This window comes from Streptomyces sp. NPDC050535, assembly GCF_044457665.1.
Lineage (GTDB): Bacteria > Actinomycetota > Actinomycetes > Streptomycetales > Streptomycetaceae > Streptomyces.
Genome location: NZ_JBITHE010000004.1, coordinates 340,007 through 355,023 on the forward strand (window position 1 = coordinate 340,007; position 15,017 = coordinate 355,023).

The 15,017-nt window shown below is 70.5% G+C and carries 13 protein-coding genes; 5 read left to right on the forward strand and 8 right to left on the reverse strand.

Features of this window, described 5'->3' with window-relative positions; genetic code table 11:
• Positions 1-127 precede the first annotated feature (127 nt).
• The 3 genes from ACIBLC_RS12175 to ACIBLC_RS12185 are packed head-to-tail and all read left to right on the forward strand — an operon-like array spanning position 128 to position 3,204.
• Entirely contained in the window at positions 128-1,153 is a 1,026-nt protein-coding gene (locus ACIBLC_RS12175) for a FecCD family ABC transporter permease (protein WP_399210753.1), read from the forward strand.
• A gap of 2 nt (positions 1,154-1,155) precedes the next feature.
• Positions 1,156-2,247 (forward strand): FecCD family ABC transporter permease, encoded by a 1,092-nt coding sequence (locus ACIBLC_RS12180; RefSeq protein ID WP_399210754.1) that lies wholly within the window; start codon positions 1,156-1,158, stop codon positions 2,245-2,247.
• A 3-nt stretch (positions 2,248-2,250) separates the two neighbouring features.
• Positions 2,251-3,204 carry an ABC transporter ATP-binding protein gene (locus tag ACIBLC_RS12185; RefSeq protein WP_399210755.1) on the forward strand — a complete coding sequence of 318 codons (954 nt, stop codon included), beginning with the start codon at positions 2,251-2,253 and terminating at the stop codon, positions 3,202-3,204.
• Between the two features lie 6 nt (positions 3,205-3,210).
• Here the strand turns inward: ACIBLC_RS12185 and ACIBLC_RS12190 are convergent, their stop codons facing one another.
• Positions 3,211-4,158: a methionyl-tRNA formyltransferase gene (locus ACIBLC_RS12190; RefSeq protein ID WP_399210757.1), complete on the reverse strand. Its 948-nt coding sequence runs from the start codon at positions 4,156-4,158 to the stop codon at positions 3,211-3,213.
• A 53-nt stretch (positions 4,159-4,211) separates the two neighbouring features.
• Here ACIBLC_RS12190 and ACIBLC_RS12195 point away from each other — a divergent pair, with 53 nt between their 5' ends.
• Positions 4,212-5,564: a lysine N(6)-hydroxylase/L-ornithine N(5)-oxygenase family protein gene (locus tag ACIBLC_RS12195; protein ID WP_399210758.1), complete on the forward strand. Its 1,353-nt coding sequence runs from the start codon at positions 4,212-4,214 to the stop codon at positions 5,562-5,564.
• A gap of 228 nt (positions 5,565-5,792) precedes the next feature.
• On the opposite strand, the gene ACIBLC_RS12200 is transcribed toward ACIBLC_RS12195, so the two are convergent.
• A complete protein-coding gene (locus ACIBLC_RS12200) occupies positions 5,793-6,440 on the reverse strand; it encodes a TetR family transcriptional regulator (protein WP_399210759.1) in 648 nt (215 codons plus the stop codon).
• A gap of 316 nt (positions 6,441-6,756) precedes the next feature.
• On the opposite strand from ACIBLC_RS12200, the gene ACIBLC_RS12205 reads away from it, so the two are divergent.
• Positions 6,757-8,163, forward strand: a complete 1,407-nt coding sequence (locus ACIBLC_RS12205; protein ID WP_399210760.1) for a lipase family protein — start codon at positions 6,757-6,759, stop codon at positions 8,161-8,163.
• Positions 8,164-8,203: 40 nt separating this feature from the next.
• Here ACIBLC_RS12205 and ACIBLC_RS12210 read toward each other — a convergent pair whose 3' ends face one another.
• From ACIBLC_RS12210 to ACIBLC_RS12235, 6 genes are all read right to left on the reverse strand, one after another.
• Complete coding sequence (locus ACIBLC_RS12210) at positions 8,204-8,335, reverse strand: hypothetical protein (protein ID WP_399210761.1); 132 nt, start codon at positions 8,333-8,335, stop codon at positions 8,204-8,206.
• A gap of 436 nt (positions 8,336-8,771) precedes the next feature.
• Entirely contained in the window at positions 8,772-9,755 is a 984-nt protein-coding gene (locus tag ACIBLC_RS12215; protein WP_399210762.1) for a ThuA domain-containing protein, read from the reverse strand.
• A 41-nt stretch (positions 9,756-9,796) separates the two neighbouring features.
• Entirely contained in the window at positions 9,797-11,959 is a 2,163-nt protein-coding gene (locus ACIBLC_RS12220) for a PQQ-binding-like beta-propeller repeat protein (RefSeq protein WP_399210763.1), read from the reverse strand.
• A 148-nt stretch (positions 11,960-12,107) separates the two neighbouring features.
• A complete protein-coding gene (locus tag ACIBLC_RS12225) occupies positions 12,108-12,926 on the reverse strand; it encodes a citryl-CoA lyase (protein WP_399210764.1) in 819 nt (272 codons plus the stop codon).
• Complete coding sequence (locus ACIBLC_RS12230) at positions 12,923-14,125, reverse strand: CaiB/BaiF CoA transferase family protein (RefSeq protein WP_399210765.1); 1,203 nt, start codon at positions 14,123-14,125, stop codon at positions 12,923-12,925. The genes ACIBLC_RS12225 and ACIBLC_RS12230 overlap by 4 nt, the downstream gene beginning before the upstream one ends.
• A gap of 24 nt (positions 14,126-14,149) precedes the next feature.
• Complete coding sequence (locus ACIBLC_RS12235; protein WP_399210766.1) at positions 14,150-14,941, reverse strand: IclR family transcriptional regulator; 792 nt, start codon at positions 14,939-14,941, stop codon at positions 14,150-14,152.
• Between the last annotated feature and the right edge of the window lie 76 nt (positions 14,942-15,017).

The window sequence follows — 15,017 nt, forward strand, 5'->3', positions numbered from 1 at the left end:
GGTAAGGATTACCTAACTAGTAGCCCCCGGCATACCCTTCCCCTCTTCGCGCACGCGGAACCGGACAGCTCAGAGCGCTAGAGTTAAGGCCTGCCTAACCTAAGGATGTTGTCGTGGAGTCAGGCCGGTGACCCGGGCGAAAAGGCTGCGGCCCCTCCTGCTCGTGGGCTCGATCGCCGCCGTACTCGCCCTGTTGTGCCTGCTGTCGGTCGGCCTCGGCGCCCTGAGCATCCCGCCGGTCCAGGTCGTCCAGGCGATTTTCGGCCACCCGCCGAACCGGACGGTCGAGGACGTGGTCTGGTCGGTGCGCGTACCGCGCACCGTGCTCGGTCTCACCACCGGCGCCGCACTCGGCCTGTCCGGCGCCCTGATGATGGCCCTGACCCGCAACCCGCTCGCCGACCCCGGGATCCTGGGGGTCAGCGCGGGCGCCTCCTTCGCCATCGTGGTCGCCGTCGCGGTGCTCGGCGTCGGATCGTTCTACGGGTACGTGTGGTTCGCGTTCGCGGGAGCGCTCGTCGCCAGCGTGGTGGTCTTCATGCTGGGCAGGATGGGGCGTTCCGGCGCCACCCCCGTCAAACTGGCGCTCGCCGGCGTCGCGGTGACCTCGCTGCTCTCGTCGCTCACCAGCGCCGTCGTCCTCACCGACCCCGACGCCCTCAACCGCTACCGCTTCTGGTCGGCCGGCTCGCTCGCCACCCCCGACAGCGACGTGATCACGCGCATCCTGCCCTTCATCACCGTGGGCGCGGTGCTCGCCATCGCCTGCGCGCCGGCCCTCAACAGCCTGGCCCTGGGCGACGACGTGGCAGCCTCACTGGGGCGGCGGCTGGGGCTCGTACGGCTCCAGGGCGTCACCGCCGTCATGCTGCTGACCGGCGCGTCGGTCGCCGTCATCGGCCCGGTCGTCTTCCTCGGTCTCGTCGTCCCGCACCTCGCGCGGATCCTCGCCCAGCGGGCCGGACTCGGCCCCGACAACCGGTGGTTGCTGCCTCTCTCGGCGGCCCTCGCACCCTGCCTGCTGCTCACCGCCGACATCCTGGGACGAACAGTGGACAGGCCCGTGGAGATCCAGGCCGGGGTGCTCGTCGCGTTCGTCGGCGGCCCGTTCTTCATCGCCCTGGTCCGCCGACGCAAGCTCGCGGAGGTGTGAGCGTGACCGCACCCGTCACCACCGGCTCCGGCGCGCGCCGCCCCCGGACGCCCTGGGACCGCAGGCCCTTCCGGCTCACCGCTCCGCCCGTCTCCGGGGTACTGCGGCCACGCCTGATGCTGGTCTCCGTGGCCCTGACCGTCGGGGTGTTCCTGCTGTTCTGCTGGGGCGTGACGATCGGCGACTATCCGATCAGCCTGCCCGAGGTGGTCAAGGCGCTGGCAGGCTCCGGCGATCCGGCGACGGTCATCGTCGTACAGGACCTGCGGCTGCCACGCGCGCTGACCGGCCTGCTGGTCGGCATCGCCTTCGGGATCTCCGGCGCGCTGTTCCAGACCATCACCCGTAACCCGCTGGCCAGTCCGGACATGATCGGCCTGACCGAGGGGGCCGGCACCGCCGTCGTGGCGGGCATCGTGCTCGGCTGGGACGGCGGGCTCGGTACCCAGGGCCTCGGCCTGTTCGGCGCGCTGGCCACGGCCCTGGTCGTGTACGCGCTGGCCTGGAAGCACGGCGCCACCGGCTACCGCATCATCCTGGTCGGCATCGGCGTGTCCTGGATCTGCACCAGCGCCACCGACTTCCTGCTCGCGCGGGGGCAGCAGTTCGAGGCGCAGGCCGCCGTCGGCTGGCTGGTCGGCAACCTCAACGGGCGTACGTGGCATCAGGTTTCCACGCTCGCCGTCGCGATGGCCGTCCTGGTACCCGTGGCGCTGGGGTTCGGCCGCTGGATGCGCACCCTGCAACTCGGCGACGACGTGGCCACCGGCCTCGGCACCCCCGTACAGCCGGTCCGGCTGGCCCTGATGCTGACCGGTGTGGGACTGATCGCCTTCGGTACGGCGGCGGCGGGACCGGTCGCCTTCGTGGCGCTGGCCGCCCCGCAGATCGCCCAGCGGCTGGTCGGCACCGCGTGGCCGCCGCCGCTCGCCGCGGGACTGACCGGCGCGCTGGTCGTCCTCGGCTCCGATCTCATCGCACGCGAGGCGATCTCCGGCACCGAGTTGCCGGTCGGTATCGTCACCGGCGTCCTAGGCGCGCCGGTGCTGCTCTGGCTGCTCATCCGCGCCAACCGCGCGGGCACAGGAGGCTGACCCATGACGACCACCACCCCTGGCCAGGCTCCCCGCCCCGACGCGGGCTCCGCTCCCGGCACCGAGCCGGAATCCGGCTCCCCCGCCGTCCCGTCCCCGGGACCCGACCTGCGGGCGAAGGGACTGCACCTGGCGTACGACAGCCGCGTGGTCGTCGAGGATCTCGACCTGGCGCTCCAGCCCGGCCGGATCACCGCCATCGTGGGGGCCAACGCCTGCGGCAAGTCGACCCTGTTGCGTGCGCTGGCCCGGCTGCTGGCCCCTCGTGCGGGCTCGGTGCAGTTGGACGGCAAGGCGCTGCGCTCCATACCCGCCCGTGAACTGGCCCAGCAGCTCGGCATCCTGCCGCAGACGCCGGTGGCCCCGGAGGGGCTGACCGTCATCGACCTGGTGAGCAGGGGCCGTTCACCGCACCAGACCTGGTGGCGGCAGTGGTCCAAGGCCGACGAACTCGCCGTGCACAGCGCGTTGGAGTCGACCGGTCTCACCGACCTCGCCGACCGCACGGTGGACGAGTTGTCCGGGGGCCAGCGCCAGCGGGCCTGGATCGCCATGGCGGTCGCCCAGGGCACGCCCGTCCTGCTGCTGGACGAGCCCACCACGTATCTGGACCTGGCCCACCAGATCGACGTCCTGGACCTGATCACGGACCTCAACCGCCGCGAGAACCGCACGGTGGTGATGGTGCTGCACGACCTCAACCAGGCCTGCCGGTACGCCGATCACGTCATCGCCATGAAGTCCGGGCGCATCGTGGCCGAGGGTCCGCCGGCCGAGGTGATCACCGCCGCCACCGTCGAGGACGTCTTCTCGCTGCGCTGCCAGGTCACCACCGACCCGGTCAGCGGTACCCCGCTGGTGATTCCGATGGGCCGCCATCACGACACGGTCCCCGTCGGCGCGGACCGACCCGGGCGCGCACCCGGGACAGTCCGCCCCAACAGGGCCGGCGGGTAGGGCCGTTCAGGGGCGGGCCGTCAGATAGCCGCCCATGGTGCGGAAGTAGTCCTGCGCCGCGTGCTCGGTGCCGTCCTCGGTGCGCAGCCGGCGTATGAGCAGACCGCGGCTCTTTCCGCCACGGGCGTCCGCCCCGGCCACGATGACCACGCCGTCGCCCTCCCTGATGAAGATCCGGCCGGGCGTTCCGCCGTACCGTGCCTCGGAGACGGCCGCTGACACGATGCGGATCCGCTCGCCACGGTGGTGGGTGTAGGCGCTGGGGTACGGGTCGGACTGGGCTCGCACCAGTCGTTCCAGGTCCTCGGCGGGCCAGGACCAGTCGATCCGGCTGTCCTCGATGGACCGCTTGTGGAAGAAGCTGGCGCGGGTGCGGTCCTGCGGCTGCCAGCGGTCCTCACCCGCGGCGATCAGGTCCAGCGACTCACGGACGATGGGGGTGATCAGATCCACGGTCCGGTGGAACAGGTCGGTCGCGGTGTCCGCGGAGCCCACCGGCACCGAGCGCTGGATCAGCACGTCTCCGGCGTCGAGTTCGCCGTTCATCCGGTGTGCGGTGACGCCTACCCGCTCCTCGCCGTTGATGAGAGCCCAGATGATCGGCGAGAAGCCCGCGTAGGCGGGCAGCAGCGAGTCGTGGATGTTGAGCGTGCCGTGCGGCGGCAGGTCGAAGATCTCCGGAGGCAGCCAGGTACGCCAGTTGTTGGCCACGATGATGTCCGGGGCCACCTCCCGCAGGGTGTCGAGCAGTTCGGCGTCGTCGGGACGGTTGCGCAGCAGCACCGGAACGTCGTGCTTCGCGGCCAGTTCCGCGACCGAGTCGTCCCAGATCTTCTCGTACGCGTGCTCACTCCTGGGGTGGGTGACGACGAGGACGACCTCGTGGTCGGAGCCCAGAAGCGCCTGCAGCGTGCGGTGGCCCCAGGTCTGATAGCCGAACATGACGACCCGCATGCGGTTCTTCCCTTCAACGGCGTTATTGCAAGGTAAGCCTTACCTTATCTACTATGAGCCGCGCTGAGGGAGGCGATGCAACGGTGGAAAATCCGCACAGCGGGCCACATGTCATTCACGATGTCCTCGGAATAGGTTTCGGGCCGTCAAATCTGGCACTGGCCATAGCCGTTGAGGAGCACAACGCACAACTTCCGCAGGAGCGGCGTCTCAACGCTCGCTTCCTCGAGCGGCAGCCACGCTTCGGCTGGCATCGGGGCATGCTCATCGACGACGCGACCATGCAGGTGTCCTTCCTCAAGGACCTTGTCACGATGCGGAATCCGACCAGTGACTTCAGCTTCCTGTGCTACCTGCGGGAACGGGGCAGACTGGTGGACTTCCTCAACCAGAAGACCCTCTTCCCGCTCCGTGTCGAGTTCCACGACTACTTCGAGTGGGCCGCCGCCCGGGTCCGACACCTCGTCGACTACTCCTCCGAGGTGCTGTCCGTCGAGACGGTGCGCGACGAGGACGGCGACATCTCCCACCTCGACGTCACCTGCCGCGACGCGGGCGACCCGACCCGTACGGTGGTCCACCGGGCGCGCAACATCAGCGTGGCCGTCGGCCTCGAACCCCATCTGCCGCCGGGCACGGAGCTGTCGGAACGCGTATGGCACAACAGCCAGTTGATGCCACGGGTCGCCGAGGTCCAGGCCTCGGGCGCCCCCGTACGCAGGGTGGTCGTCCTCGGCGCGGGGCAGAGCGCCGCCGAGGCGGTGGACTACCTCCACCGTTCCTTTCCCGAGGCCGAGATCTGCGCGGTGTTCGCCAAGTACGGCTACACCCCCGCGGACGACAGCCCCTTCGCCAACCGGATCTTCGACCCGGAAGCCGTCGACATCTACTTCCGGGCGCCGTCCGAGGTGAAGCAGTCCCTTGTCGACTACCACCGCTCCACCAACTACTCGGTCGTCGACATGGATCTCATCGAGGCCCTGTACGCGACCGCGTACCGCGAGAAGGTGCAGGGCCACGAGCGGCTGCGCTTCCTCAATGTCTCCCGCATCCGCCAGGTGGACGTCCTCGACGACCGCCTCGGTGTCACGGTGGAGTTCCTGCCGACCGGCGAGCGGCAGACTCTCGACGCGGACCTCCTGGTCCACGCCACCGGCTACCGCTCACAGGACATCGGCACCCTGCTGGGCGAATCGTCCAAGTACTGCCTGCGTGACGACGGTGACGCCGTCCGGGTAGGGCGCGACCACCGCGTGGAGGTCGCGTCGGAGGTCACCGCGGGCATCTACCTCCAGGGCGGCACCGAGCACACCCACGGACTGACCTCGACCCTGCTGTCCACCACGGCCATCCGGGCCGGCGAGATCCACGAGTCACTGATCGCGCGCCAGGGCCTCGTCCACTGACCTCGCCTCGTAAATCGACCTGGGGAAACGTTTACGCCGTTCCCCGTGCAGCGGACTGCACGGGGAACGGCGTAGACGTTTCCTACACTCGTCGGCCACGCCCACGGGACAGTCTGCTGTGCGGTCAGGGAACCGCCCCCTCTTCAGCACGACTTGGGTCGGCTCAGGCCAGATCCGCCCTGCGCGCCCGGAGTTTCCTCCCCGAGGGACATCGGCCCCCTTCGGAGCTCAGTAGGGCAGCCCCTCCGAGGCCGCACGCAGGGCCGCGACGAGGCAGGTGACGATCTCGTCGGCCGAAGCCCCGGGATCATCCGCGTACCGCCGGGCGAAGTCCTCCGCAGCCGCACGCAACGCGCCGTTGATGGTGGCCGCGTGCACTCTCACTCTCAGGTCGTCGACGTCGTTGCCGGATCGCTGGGCGAGGAGCCTTCCGAGGACGGGCAGGGCGTCGTCGTGGGCTTGGAGCCAGACGGCGCGCAACGCCGGGTCGGTGGAGGTCATGCGGATCAGGTCCAGAATCGCGGGGGTGGCGGAAGGCAGCTCGCCGTTCCAGCAGGAGTCCGTGAAGAAGTCCAGCAGGCTCGTCTCCGGTGGCCAGTGGCGCAGGCGGTCCACGGCGAAGTCGAGCCCCACCGCGAGCAGGGGCAGTACGCAGCTCTCCTTGGTGGGGAAATGGCGCCACAGCGTGCGGGCCGAGACCCCCACGGCCTGGGCGATCTGCTCCCCCGTCGTACCGGTGACGCCCTGCGAGGCGAAGAGGCGGACAGCCTCGCGGGCGATCTCGAAACGGAGATCCGCCTTGCGCCGTTGAGCGAGCGACGGCCTGGCAACCGCTCCCGTGAACTGCCCCTGCTCCGCGGACGGCGCCTCGCGCACCCTCGCTCCACCACCCTCTGTCGCCGGCCACCGCAGCATAGCGAGCCGTTCGGAAATGACGCATGCAGACGTCTTGTCACTGACTGACACGCAGACTTACCGTGCAGTAAGTAACCCGCGGGTAACCCCAGCACCACGGGCCAGCATTTGGCATGCGCACGCCAATAACTGCCGCCATGTCCCCGGTCTGCGATCGCCTCCGGCCCCTGCCGGACGGCGCGGTCGGCCGCACCGACCGGACGGCGTCTCCGCCCCAGCCACGGAGCCGCCCATGCCCATGCCCAGAAGACACACCCGACGAGCGAGGAACGAACCCATGAGCCGCAAGAGCACCCCTTCCACCCCCTCGGCAAGGAACGCCGCACAGCCGGCGGCTCCGGCCACCCGCCATTCCTCCCCGGCCGGACCGCGCCTGCTGGCAGGCGCGGTCGCGGGTGCCGTCTGCGTGGGCCTGTGCGCGGGCCAGGTCTCCGCGGCCTCGACGGCACCCGTCGTCTCCCGCGGGGTCACCATTCCCGTGTTCTACAACCCCCCGGCCGAACTGCCCGCCACCAACGGCGCGTTGATACGGACCGAGGCCCTGCCGCTCGGACTGAGCATTCCCGGCCTGGACGGCCGCCCGATGCCGGGCACCGCGACCCGCCTGATGTACAGGTCCACCGACTCCGCCGGGCTGCCCGTCGCCGTGACCGGTGCCTACATAGAGCCCTCGGCCGCCTGGAAGGGCACCGGCCCGCGCCCGCTTGTCGCGGTGGCCTCGGGGACCATGGGCCAGGGCGACCAGTGCGCGCCGTCCTTCACCCTGCAGCACCCGCTCACCCTCAACGGCGAGACGGTGTCGGTGGGTTACGAGGCCCTGGCGATCTACCGGATCCTGTCCACCGGGGCAGCGGTCGTCGTCACCGACTACGTCGGCCTCGGCGCCACCGACCGCCTGCACACCTACGTCAACCGCCTCGACGAGGCACACGCCCTGCTGGACGCCGCCCGTGCCGCCCGCGCGGTCCCCGGGGCATCGGTCACCGCGGCGTCCCGCACCGGCCTGTACGGCTACAGCCAGGGCGGCGGCGCCAGCGCGGCCGCCGCGGAACTCCAGCCCTCCTACGCCCCCGACGTCCCGCTGGCCGGAACCTACGCGGGCGCGCCCCCGGCGGACCTCACCTCGGTCATGAAGGGCATCGACGGCAGTGCGCTCGCCGGTGCGCTGGCCTGGTCGATCAGCGGATTCGCCCAGGCCTACCCCGACCTGCGCGCGGTCGTCGACGCGAACATCAACGCCACCGGAAAGGCCGCCCTGGCGGACGCGTCGACCATGTGCGTCGGCGACGCGCTGTTCGGATACGGCTTCACCAAGAGCAACAAGTGGACCAACGACGGCCGGTCCATCGCGGACATCATCGCCGCCGACCCCCGTGCGAAGGCCGTTCTCGACAGTCAGCGCATCGGCACCGCCAAGCCCGCCGGCCCGGTGCGGCTGGCCACCGGCATCCAGGACGACATCGTTCCGCACGGGCAGGCCAGGCAGCTGGCCGTCGACTGGTGCCGCAAGGGCGCCGACGTCACCTACGACGCCATCAATCTGCCGAACCTCGGCGACAAGATCCTCACCAACCACCTGGTGCCGCTCATCACCGACCAGGGCGACGCCATCGCCTGGCTCACCGACCGCCTCTCCGGCAAGCCGGCCTCCTCCAACTGCTGGACGATGCCTCTCCAGCCCTGACCCGTCACCCCGCGCACACGGTTCCGCCGCGTGGATCACGTCATCGGGCGAAGACGATGGTTCGGTTGCCGTCGCGGATGACGTGATCCTCGGCGTGCCAGAGCACCGCGCGGGACAGGACGACGAAGTCGATGTTGCCCCTGAGTAGGCGCAGGACGGACTCGCCGCCCACTCCGCCCTGCGGAGCGCGGCCACACGCACCTCGCCCTGGCCCTGCCGGACGGCGCGAACCCGGTGGCCGAGGCCCGCCTTCGGTTCGCCGCGCACTTCGCGAAGAGTCTCGGTCTCGCCCCCGTCGCGTCCTTCGTCACGTCCCGGCGGCGGGCGCCGGGCGTACGGGCCGTACAACGGTTCCGGACTGCCACCCCGAGGTGACGGCCGTCGCGGCCTTCAGCGACGACGCCGCCCTGCGCACGCGCGCTCACCGCCCCGCACGATCTCGGCCTCGGCGTCTCGGACCTCGAACCGGCGCCCGCGCGGGTCATCGTCCGCGACTCGGCCTGAGACGCGCCGACCAGGCCCGACCGCACCCGGAAGTCAGCCGCGTCTGTGCGGGACCGGCTCCTGATCGCGTGATCAGGAGCCGGCCGTGCCCGCTCTCGAGCGGCTCAGCCGCAGAAGGGCTGTCGGCCCGTCGCGGACTCGATGCCGCCGAGGATCAGCTTCCGGAACTGCTCGGCTCCGGGGAAGGAGCCGTCGGTCGAGAAGTCCCTGGCGTCGTGGCCGAGGGTGGTCAGCCAGGCGCGCCCGCCGTCGTAGTACTGGCACCAGGCGACGGGTTGGTTCCTGCCGTGACCGGGGTGGCCCTGGTTGCCGGTGACCCCCTCGGCGAGCGTGGAGGTGTCGACGGTCGCGAGGACGCGGACGTCGGAGGGAGCGGGGACGAGGTTGTACCACTCGTCGGTGAAGGTCCAGCGTGCCGGGAGGTCCTTGGTGGAAGCGTCGTGACGGTTCTGCGTGACGACGGTTCCGGGCTGGTTGGGGCCGTGGTCGTAGAAGTTGGCGCCGCCCAACAGGCCCTCGTACCAGGGCCAGTTGTACTCCGTACCGAAGGCGTTGTGGATGCCGACGAAGCCTCCGCCGCCGCGGACGTACTGGCGCAGGGCGGTCTGCCCGGCGTCGTCGAGGGTGTCCCGGCTGGTGGAGTAGAAGATGACCGCGTTGTAGTTGAAGAGCCTTGCCGGTGTGGCGAGTTGGGTGACGTCCTCGGTCCAGTCGACGGCGAAGCCGTTCTCCCTGCCCATCTTCACGAGTGCGTTCTGTACGACGTTGGCGTCGGCGAGGGCCGGGTTGAGCCCCGTGCCGAGTGCCGGGCCGAGGTTCGCGTGGCGGGGGCCCGCGGTGCGCGTGTAGAGGAGGACCCGGTAACCGTCGGTCGCCGGAGTGAAGTTGCCCCAGTCGTGGTAGCAGGTGCGGCCGACTCCCCGGCAGACGCCGTAGTCGGGATCGCCGAGTTCGCGGGCTCCGCCGGGCCTGTCGGAGCCGCTCGCGGACGCCTGCTGGTGGGCGCCGAGGAAGGCGGCCAGGGCGACGAGCGCGGTGGCGACGGCCGCGGCCAGCAGGGAGGTGGTCGTGCGGGGCCCCGCTGCCATGACGGTCCGTCCTCTCGCCGGTCTCACCGGAGTCACCGGAGTCACCGGACGACGATCTTGCCGGTGGACTGGGGGAAGACCGGGTCGTTGTAGAAGTACTCTCCGGCGTTGTCGAACGTGTACGTGTACGACTGGCCCGGCATCAGCAGGCCCGTGTCGAACTCCGCGTCGAAGAACGCGGCGGCGCCGTGCGCCAGTTGGTTGTCGGCCGGGTTGGAGAAGGTGACCGTGGTGCCGGCCGGCACAGTGAGGTGCTGGGGTGCCATGGCGTTCTGGGCGACGGTGTTCTCGACCGATCCCGGGGCTCCGGCGGCGGCGTTCCAGATCCGGCCGAGGGTGACGGTGTTGTTCGCCGCCGCGCCGGTCACGGCGGCCGTGCGGATCTGGTTGCGGCGCGCGGGCGGGGTGGGTGCGGGGGCCTGGGTGACGGTGCCGCCCAGCTTGAACGCCCACAGGTGATCACCGCGTGGGATGTCGGGGAAGGGCAGGCCGTTTCCTCCGGCGAGTACGGCGACGTACTGCTCTCCGTCGATCTCGTAGCTGACCGGGATGGTGTTGACGCCCGCGCCGCACTGCCAGGTCCACAGGGTGGTGCCGTCGGTGTCGTCCATCGCTTCGAGTACGCCGTCGGGGCGGCCCTGGAAGAGGAGCCTGCCGGCGGTGGTGAGGATGCCGTTGCCGTGGGCGAGGGACCAGTCGCCGTCCTTGCGCCAGGCGACGGTGTTGGTCCGCGGGTCCATGGCGACCAGTCCGCCGCCGAACAACTCGCCCAGCGGACGGGCCGTGTTGACGCGGCCTCCGCGGGTGTTGGAGTAGGAGGAGTTGACGAGGCCGTAGCCGATGTAGACGTAGCCGGTCTTCGGGCTGAAGGACGGGAAGGCCCAGTCACCGCCGCCGCCCGCGCCCGGGAAGAGGATGGTGGCCCGGTCCCAGAACACCGAGTACAGCCCGCCGACCGGGTAGAACGGCACCGGTCTGGTCGTCCTGTCGAGGCGGGGGAAGGGGTCCGTGAAGGGTTCGCCGCCGGGGAAGGGCTGGGTGGGCGCGGTCTTCTGGGCCGAGTGCTGGGGGACCTCCCGCTCCTCCATTCCGTGGACGGGCTCGCCGGTGCGCCGGTCGAGGATGTAGAACCAGCAGGTCTTCGAGCCGTAGACGACCACCTTGCGTTTTCTGCCGTCGATGAGGAGATCGGCGAGGACGGGAGCCATCACGTTGTCGGCGTCCCAGATGTCGTGGTGCACGGACTGGAAGTGCCAGCGCCGCTTTCCGGTCTTGGCGTCGATGGCCACGATCGAGTTGGCGAAGAGGTTGTCGCCGGCCCGGGACGAACCGTCGGTGCGGGGATAAGGGTTGCCGAACGTCCAGTAGACCAGGCCGAGTTCGGGGTCGACGGCCGGATGGATCCAGGGCACGGCGCCGCCGGTCTTCCAGGAGTCGCCGTCCCAGGTGTCGTGTCCGAACTCGCCGGGTCCTGGCGGTCCCCAGAAGGTCCACACGACGGCGCCCGTCTTCGCGTCGAGCGCGTAGCCGCGGCCCCGGGCCCCGGCGGTGGAGCCCTCGGTGCCGACGTAGATCAGGCCGTCGAAGTGGACGACCGCGCCCGCGAGTCCGCCGCTGTTGCCGCCGCACTGCCCGCTGTCGTTGTCGCAGCCGTCGTCGCCGCCGTTGTCCTCGACGATCAGCGGCTTCTGCCAGACGATCGCGCCGGTCTTCCGGTCGAGTGCGTAGACGACGTTGGCGCCCGAGATGGTGAAGACCTTGCCCTCGGCGACGGCCACCCCGCGCATGTTGGTGGTCTCGGTGCCGAGGCTGGTCTTCCAGATGACCTCACCCGTCCTGCCGTCGACGGCGAAGACGTTCTGCTGGGTGGTCTCGACGTACAGGACGCCGTCGTGGACCACGATCGTGCACTGCTGGTAGCTGCTGGTGGAGCCACCCTCCAGGTTGAGGTGCCAGGCCCCGCCGAGCTTCCTGACGTTCCTCGGAGTGAGGGAGCGGAGTGTGGAGTGGTTCTGGTTGCCGTAGTTGCCGCCGACCTTGGGCCAGTCGGCTCCGCTGACACCGAGCGCGGCGGACTGCGGGGGTACGGGCAGCGCGAGGCCGGGGCCCGAGGAGATCTCGGCCGCGTGCGCCGGGGAGTTGAGAGCGGTGACCGTGCCGGCGCCGCCTGCCGCGGCGGAGAGGAGGAAGGAGCGTCTTTCCATCGTTGCCTCGATTCGATCAAGGTCCACTGGATGGTTCGCTGATACCGCAGAACGGGTTGGCGTGAACGCGTCGTCACGTTAGGGACGTGACACGTCCCTGGCAAGGGATGCGACCGAGGGTTTTCCCGGGATGCAGGTCAACCGCCTTCTACCGACGGGGTGTTGACGCGTCCAGGTGAACCGGGATCATGCTGGGCGGCATGGGGCTCTTGTTGCGGCGGCCCTGTCCGGTCTCCTCCCAGGCGTGGGCCAGGATGCCCACACTGCGGCTCAGGACGAACAGCCCGCGGGCCAGCGGTGCGGCGAAGCCCAGCTCCGCGTAGATGACGGCGGTGGCGCCGTCGATGTTCATGGGCACGGGCTTCTTTCCCGCCCGCCCGCGGTTCAGGTACGTCTCGACTCCGCGGGCGGCCCGCAGGTGAGCTCCGTCCACGAGACCGTCCGCCACGGCCCGGTCCACCAGCGCGAGGAGCGGATCCCGTCGCGGATCCACCGGATGGATGCGGTGTCCGAAGCCGGGGAGGTAGCGCGAACGGGACCGCCATTCCCGTACGACCTCGGCCACGGTCTCGTCGAACGCGGCTCCCTGCCCGTGCCGGACGGTGATCTCGGTGAGCAGTTCCACGCACTGCTGTCCGGCTCCCCCGTGCACGTCGCCCAGCAGGTTCACCCCGGTGGCGACGGCGCTGTTGAGCCCCACTCCACAGGTCGCCGCCATCCGTGCGGCGGCGATCGAGGGCGCCTGCGGTCCGTGGTCGACGCCCGCGACCAGGGCCGCTTCCAGCAGCCGGGCCTGTTGGGGGCCGGGCAGCTCGCCGCGGAGCAGCAGCCAGATCATCTCCACGAATGTCGTGGTGCCGATCAGGTCCTGGATGGGGTGCTCGCGCAGTTCGATGACGCCGGGTTCGACCCGGCTGACGGCGGTGGCCCACCACTGGGCGACCAGGCCGTCCTGCTCCCCGGTCACGAGCCCGTCGCTCCGGCGGTCCGGCTCCGCGCCCGCCAGCGGGTGATGATCCCGGCCCGCTCGGCGTCGTGCTGGCCGAGCAGTGGCGGCGCGGACGTCGCGGGCAGCGGCTCGCCGTCCACGAGTACGCCGTTGCCGCTGACCCGGAGGGTGCGCGGGGAGCCGTCCGGGTAGGGCAGGCGGGTGAAGAAGCCGCGGTGCTCGAGCTGTTCCAGTTCCACGGCTTCCGGAACGGTCAGTACGCGGGCCGCCGGGACACCGGCCGCCGACAGCGTCTCCTCCCACTCCAGGGCGGTCTTCCGGGCGAGTGCGGCGTTCAGTTCGGCGTTGAGTGCGGCCCGGTGGAGTTTGCGTGACTCGCGCTCCGCGAACCGTGGGTCGTCGACGAGCTGCGGCAGCCCGGTCAGCCGGCAGAGGGTGACGAACTGCTCCTGCCGGTTGGCGGCGATGTTCAGCCCCCCGTCGGCGGTCTCGAACGTTCCCGATGGGGCGGCGGTCGCGTTCTGGTCCCCCATCGGCTCCGGATCCACGCCGCTGACCAGGTAGTTGGAGACCGCCCAGCCCATCGCGGACAGCGACACCTCCAGCATGGAGACGTCAAGGCGGGCGCCCCTGCCGGTCCGTTCGCGTCCGAGCAGGGCCGCGCTGATGGCCAGGGCCGCGCCGAGACCGCCGAGCGAGTCGCAGACGGGGAACCCCACTCTCAGTGGCGCGGTGTCGGTGGTGCCGGTGATGCTCATCATTCCGGACAGGCCCTGGATGATCTGGTCGTAGGCCGGGGCCGAACTCATCGGCCCGGACTGCCCGAAGCCGGTGATCGCGCAGCTGACCAGGCGCGGGTTGAGCTCGTCGAGCAACGCGGCGCCGTACCCCATGCGGGTCAGCACCCCGGCCCGGAAGTTGTCCAGGAGTACGTCCGCGCCGCGCACGAGTTCCTCGAAGTCGGCCCGGTCACCGGGGTCCTTGAGATCGAGTACGAGGGATTTCTTGCCGGCGTTCTGGGCCAGGAAGGAAGCGCCGATTCCAGCCCGGTTGAGGTCGGGGTCGGGGCCGAGAGCGCGGGCGAGATCGCCCCGTCCCGGCTGTTCGACCTTGACGACTTCGGCGCCGAGCAGCATCAGGTGATAGCTGCAGTACGGGCCGGCGAGCACATTGGTGAGATCGAGAACGCGGATGCCAGAGAGCGGTCGTTCGGTCATGCACCGGCTCCTTCTGCAGCGGGATCACTTCGTCGGAGTGCGCGGGCTGAGCGGGTGGTCGAAACCCTGGTCGGACATGCGCCGGGCGACGTCCTGCAACGCGGTGACGAACCCTTGGAGCACGGACTCGGGGAACCGGTGGCTGGGCCCGCTGAGTGAGAGCGAGGCGACGACGGCGCCGCCACGGCCCGTCACCGGTACGGCGACGGCCGTCAGCCCCTCGTCGCGCTCGCCGCGGCTGACGGCGAAGCCGTGCTCCGCGGCCGAGTCCGCCCACACGCGCAGTTGCCTGGCGTGGCTCGCGCCGTAGGGGGAGGCCACGGCGATCCGGTGCAGCAGGCCGTCCGGGGCGGTACGCAGCAGGATCTTGGACGAGGCGCCCGCCCACAGCGGGAGTTCGTCGCCGACCCGCACCACATGCCGCAGCGGCTGCGGGCTCTCCTGCTGGGCGACGCAGACACGGGACACGCCCCGCAGCATGAAGAGGTTGACGGTCTCCTGCCGTTCCTCGGCCAGCTCCTGGAACAACTTGCGGGTCCCACGGGGCAGTTCCCAGCTCGCGTGGGCCAGATGGGCCCAGCGCCACAGGCCGGGGCCCGCGGTGTAGCCGGCCGGGGTGTCCCACAGCAGCCCGCACTGTTCGAGGGTCTGGACCATGCGGACCGCCGTGGTCTTCGCCAGTCCGGTGGCGTCGACGATCTCTCGCAGGGTGACCGTGGGCCGGTCCTCCGTCAGCAGGCCCAGGATGTCCAGAGCCCTGCGCACGCTGCGGACTCCGGTCGCCTCTGCGGCCTGCTCCTGCTCGCCCTGGTTCATGTGCTCTCCCCATCGCCTCGGAAACTTCCTCGAACTTCCCCCTTGTCACCGTGAGTTGGCGCCCGTACGTTACACG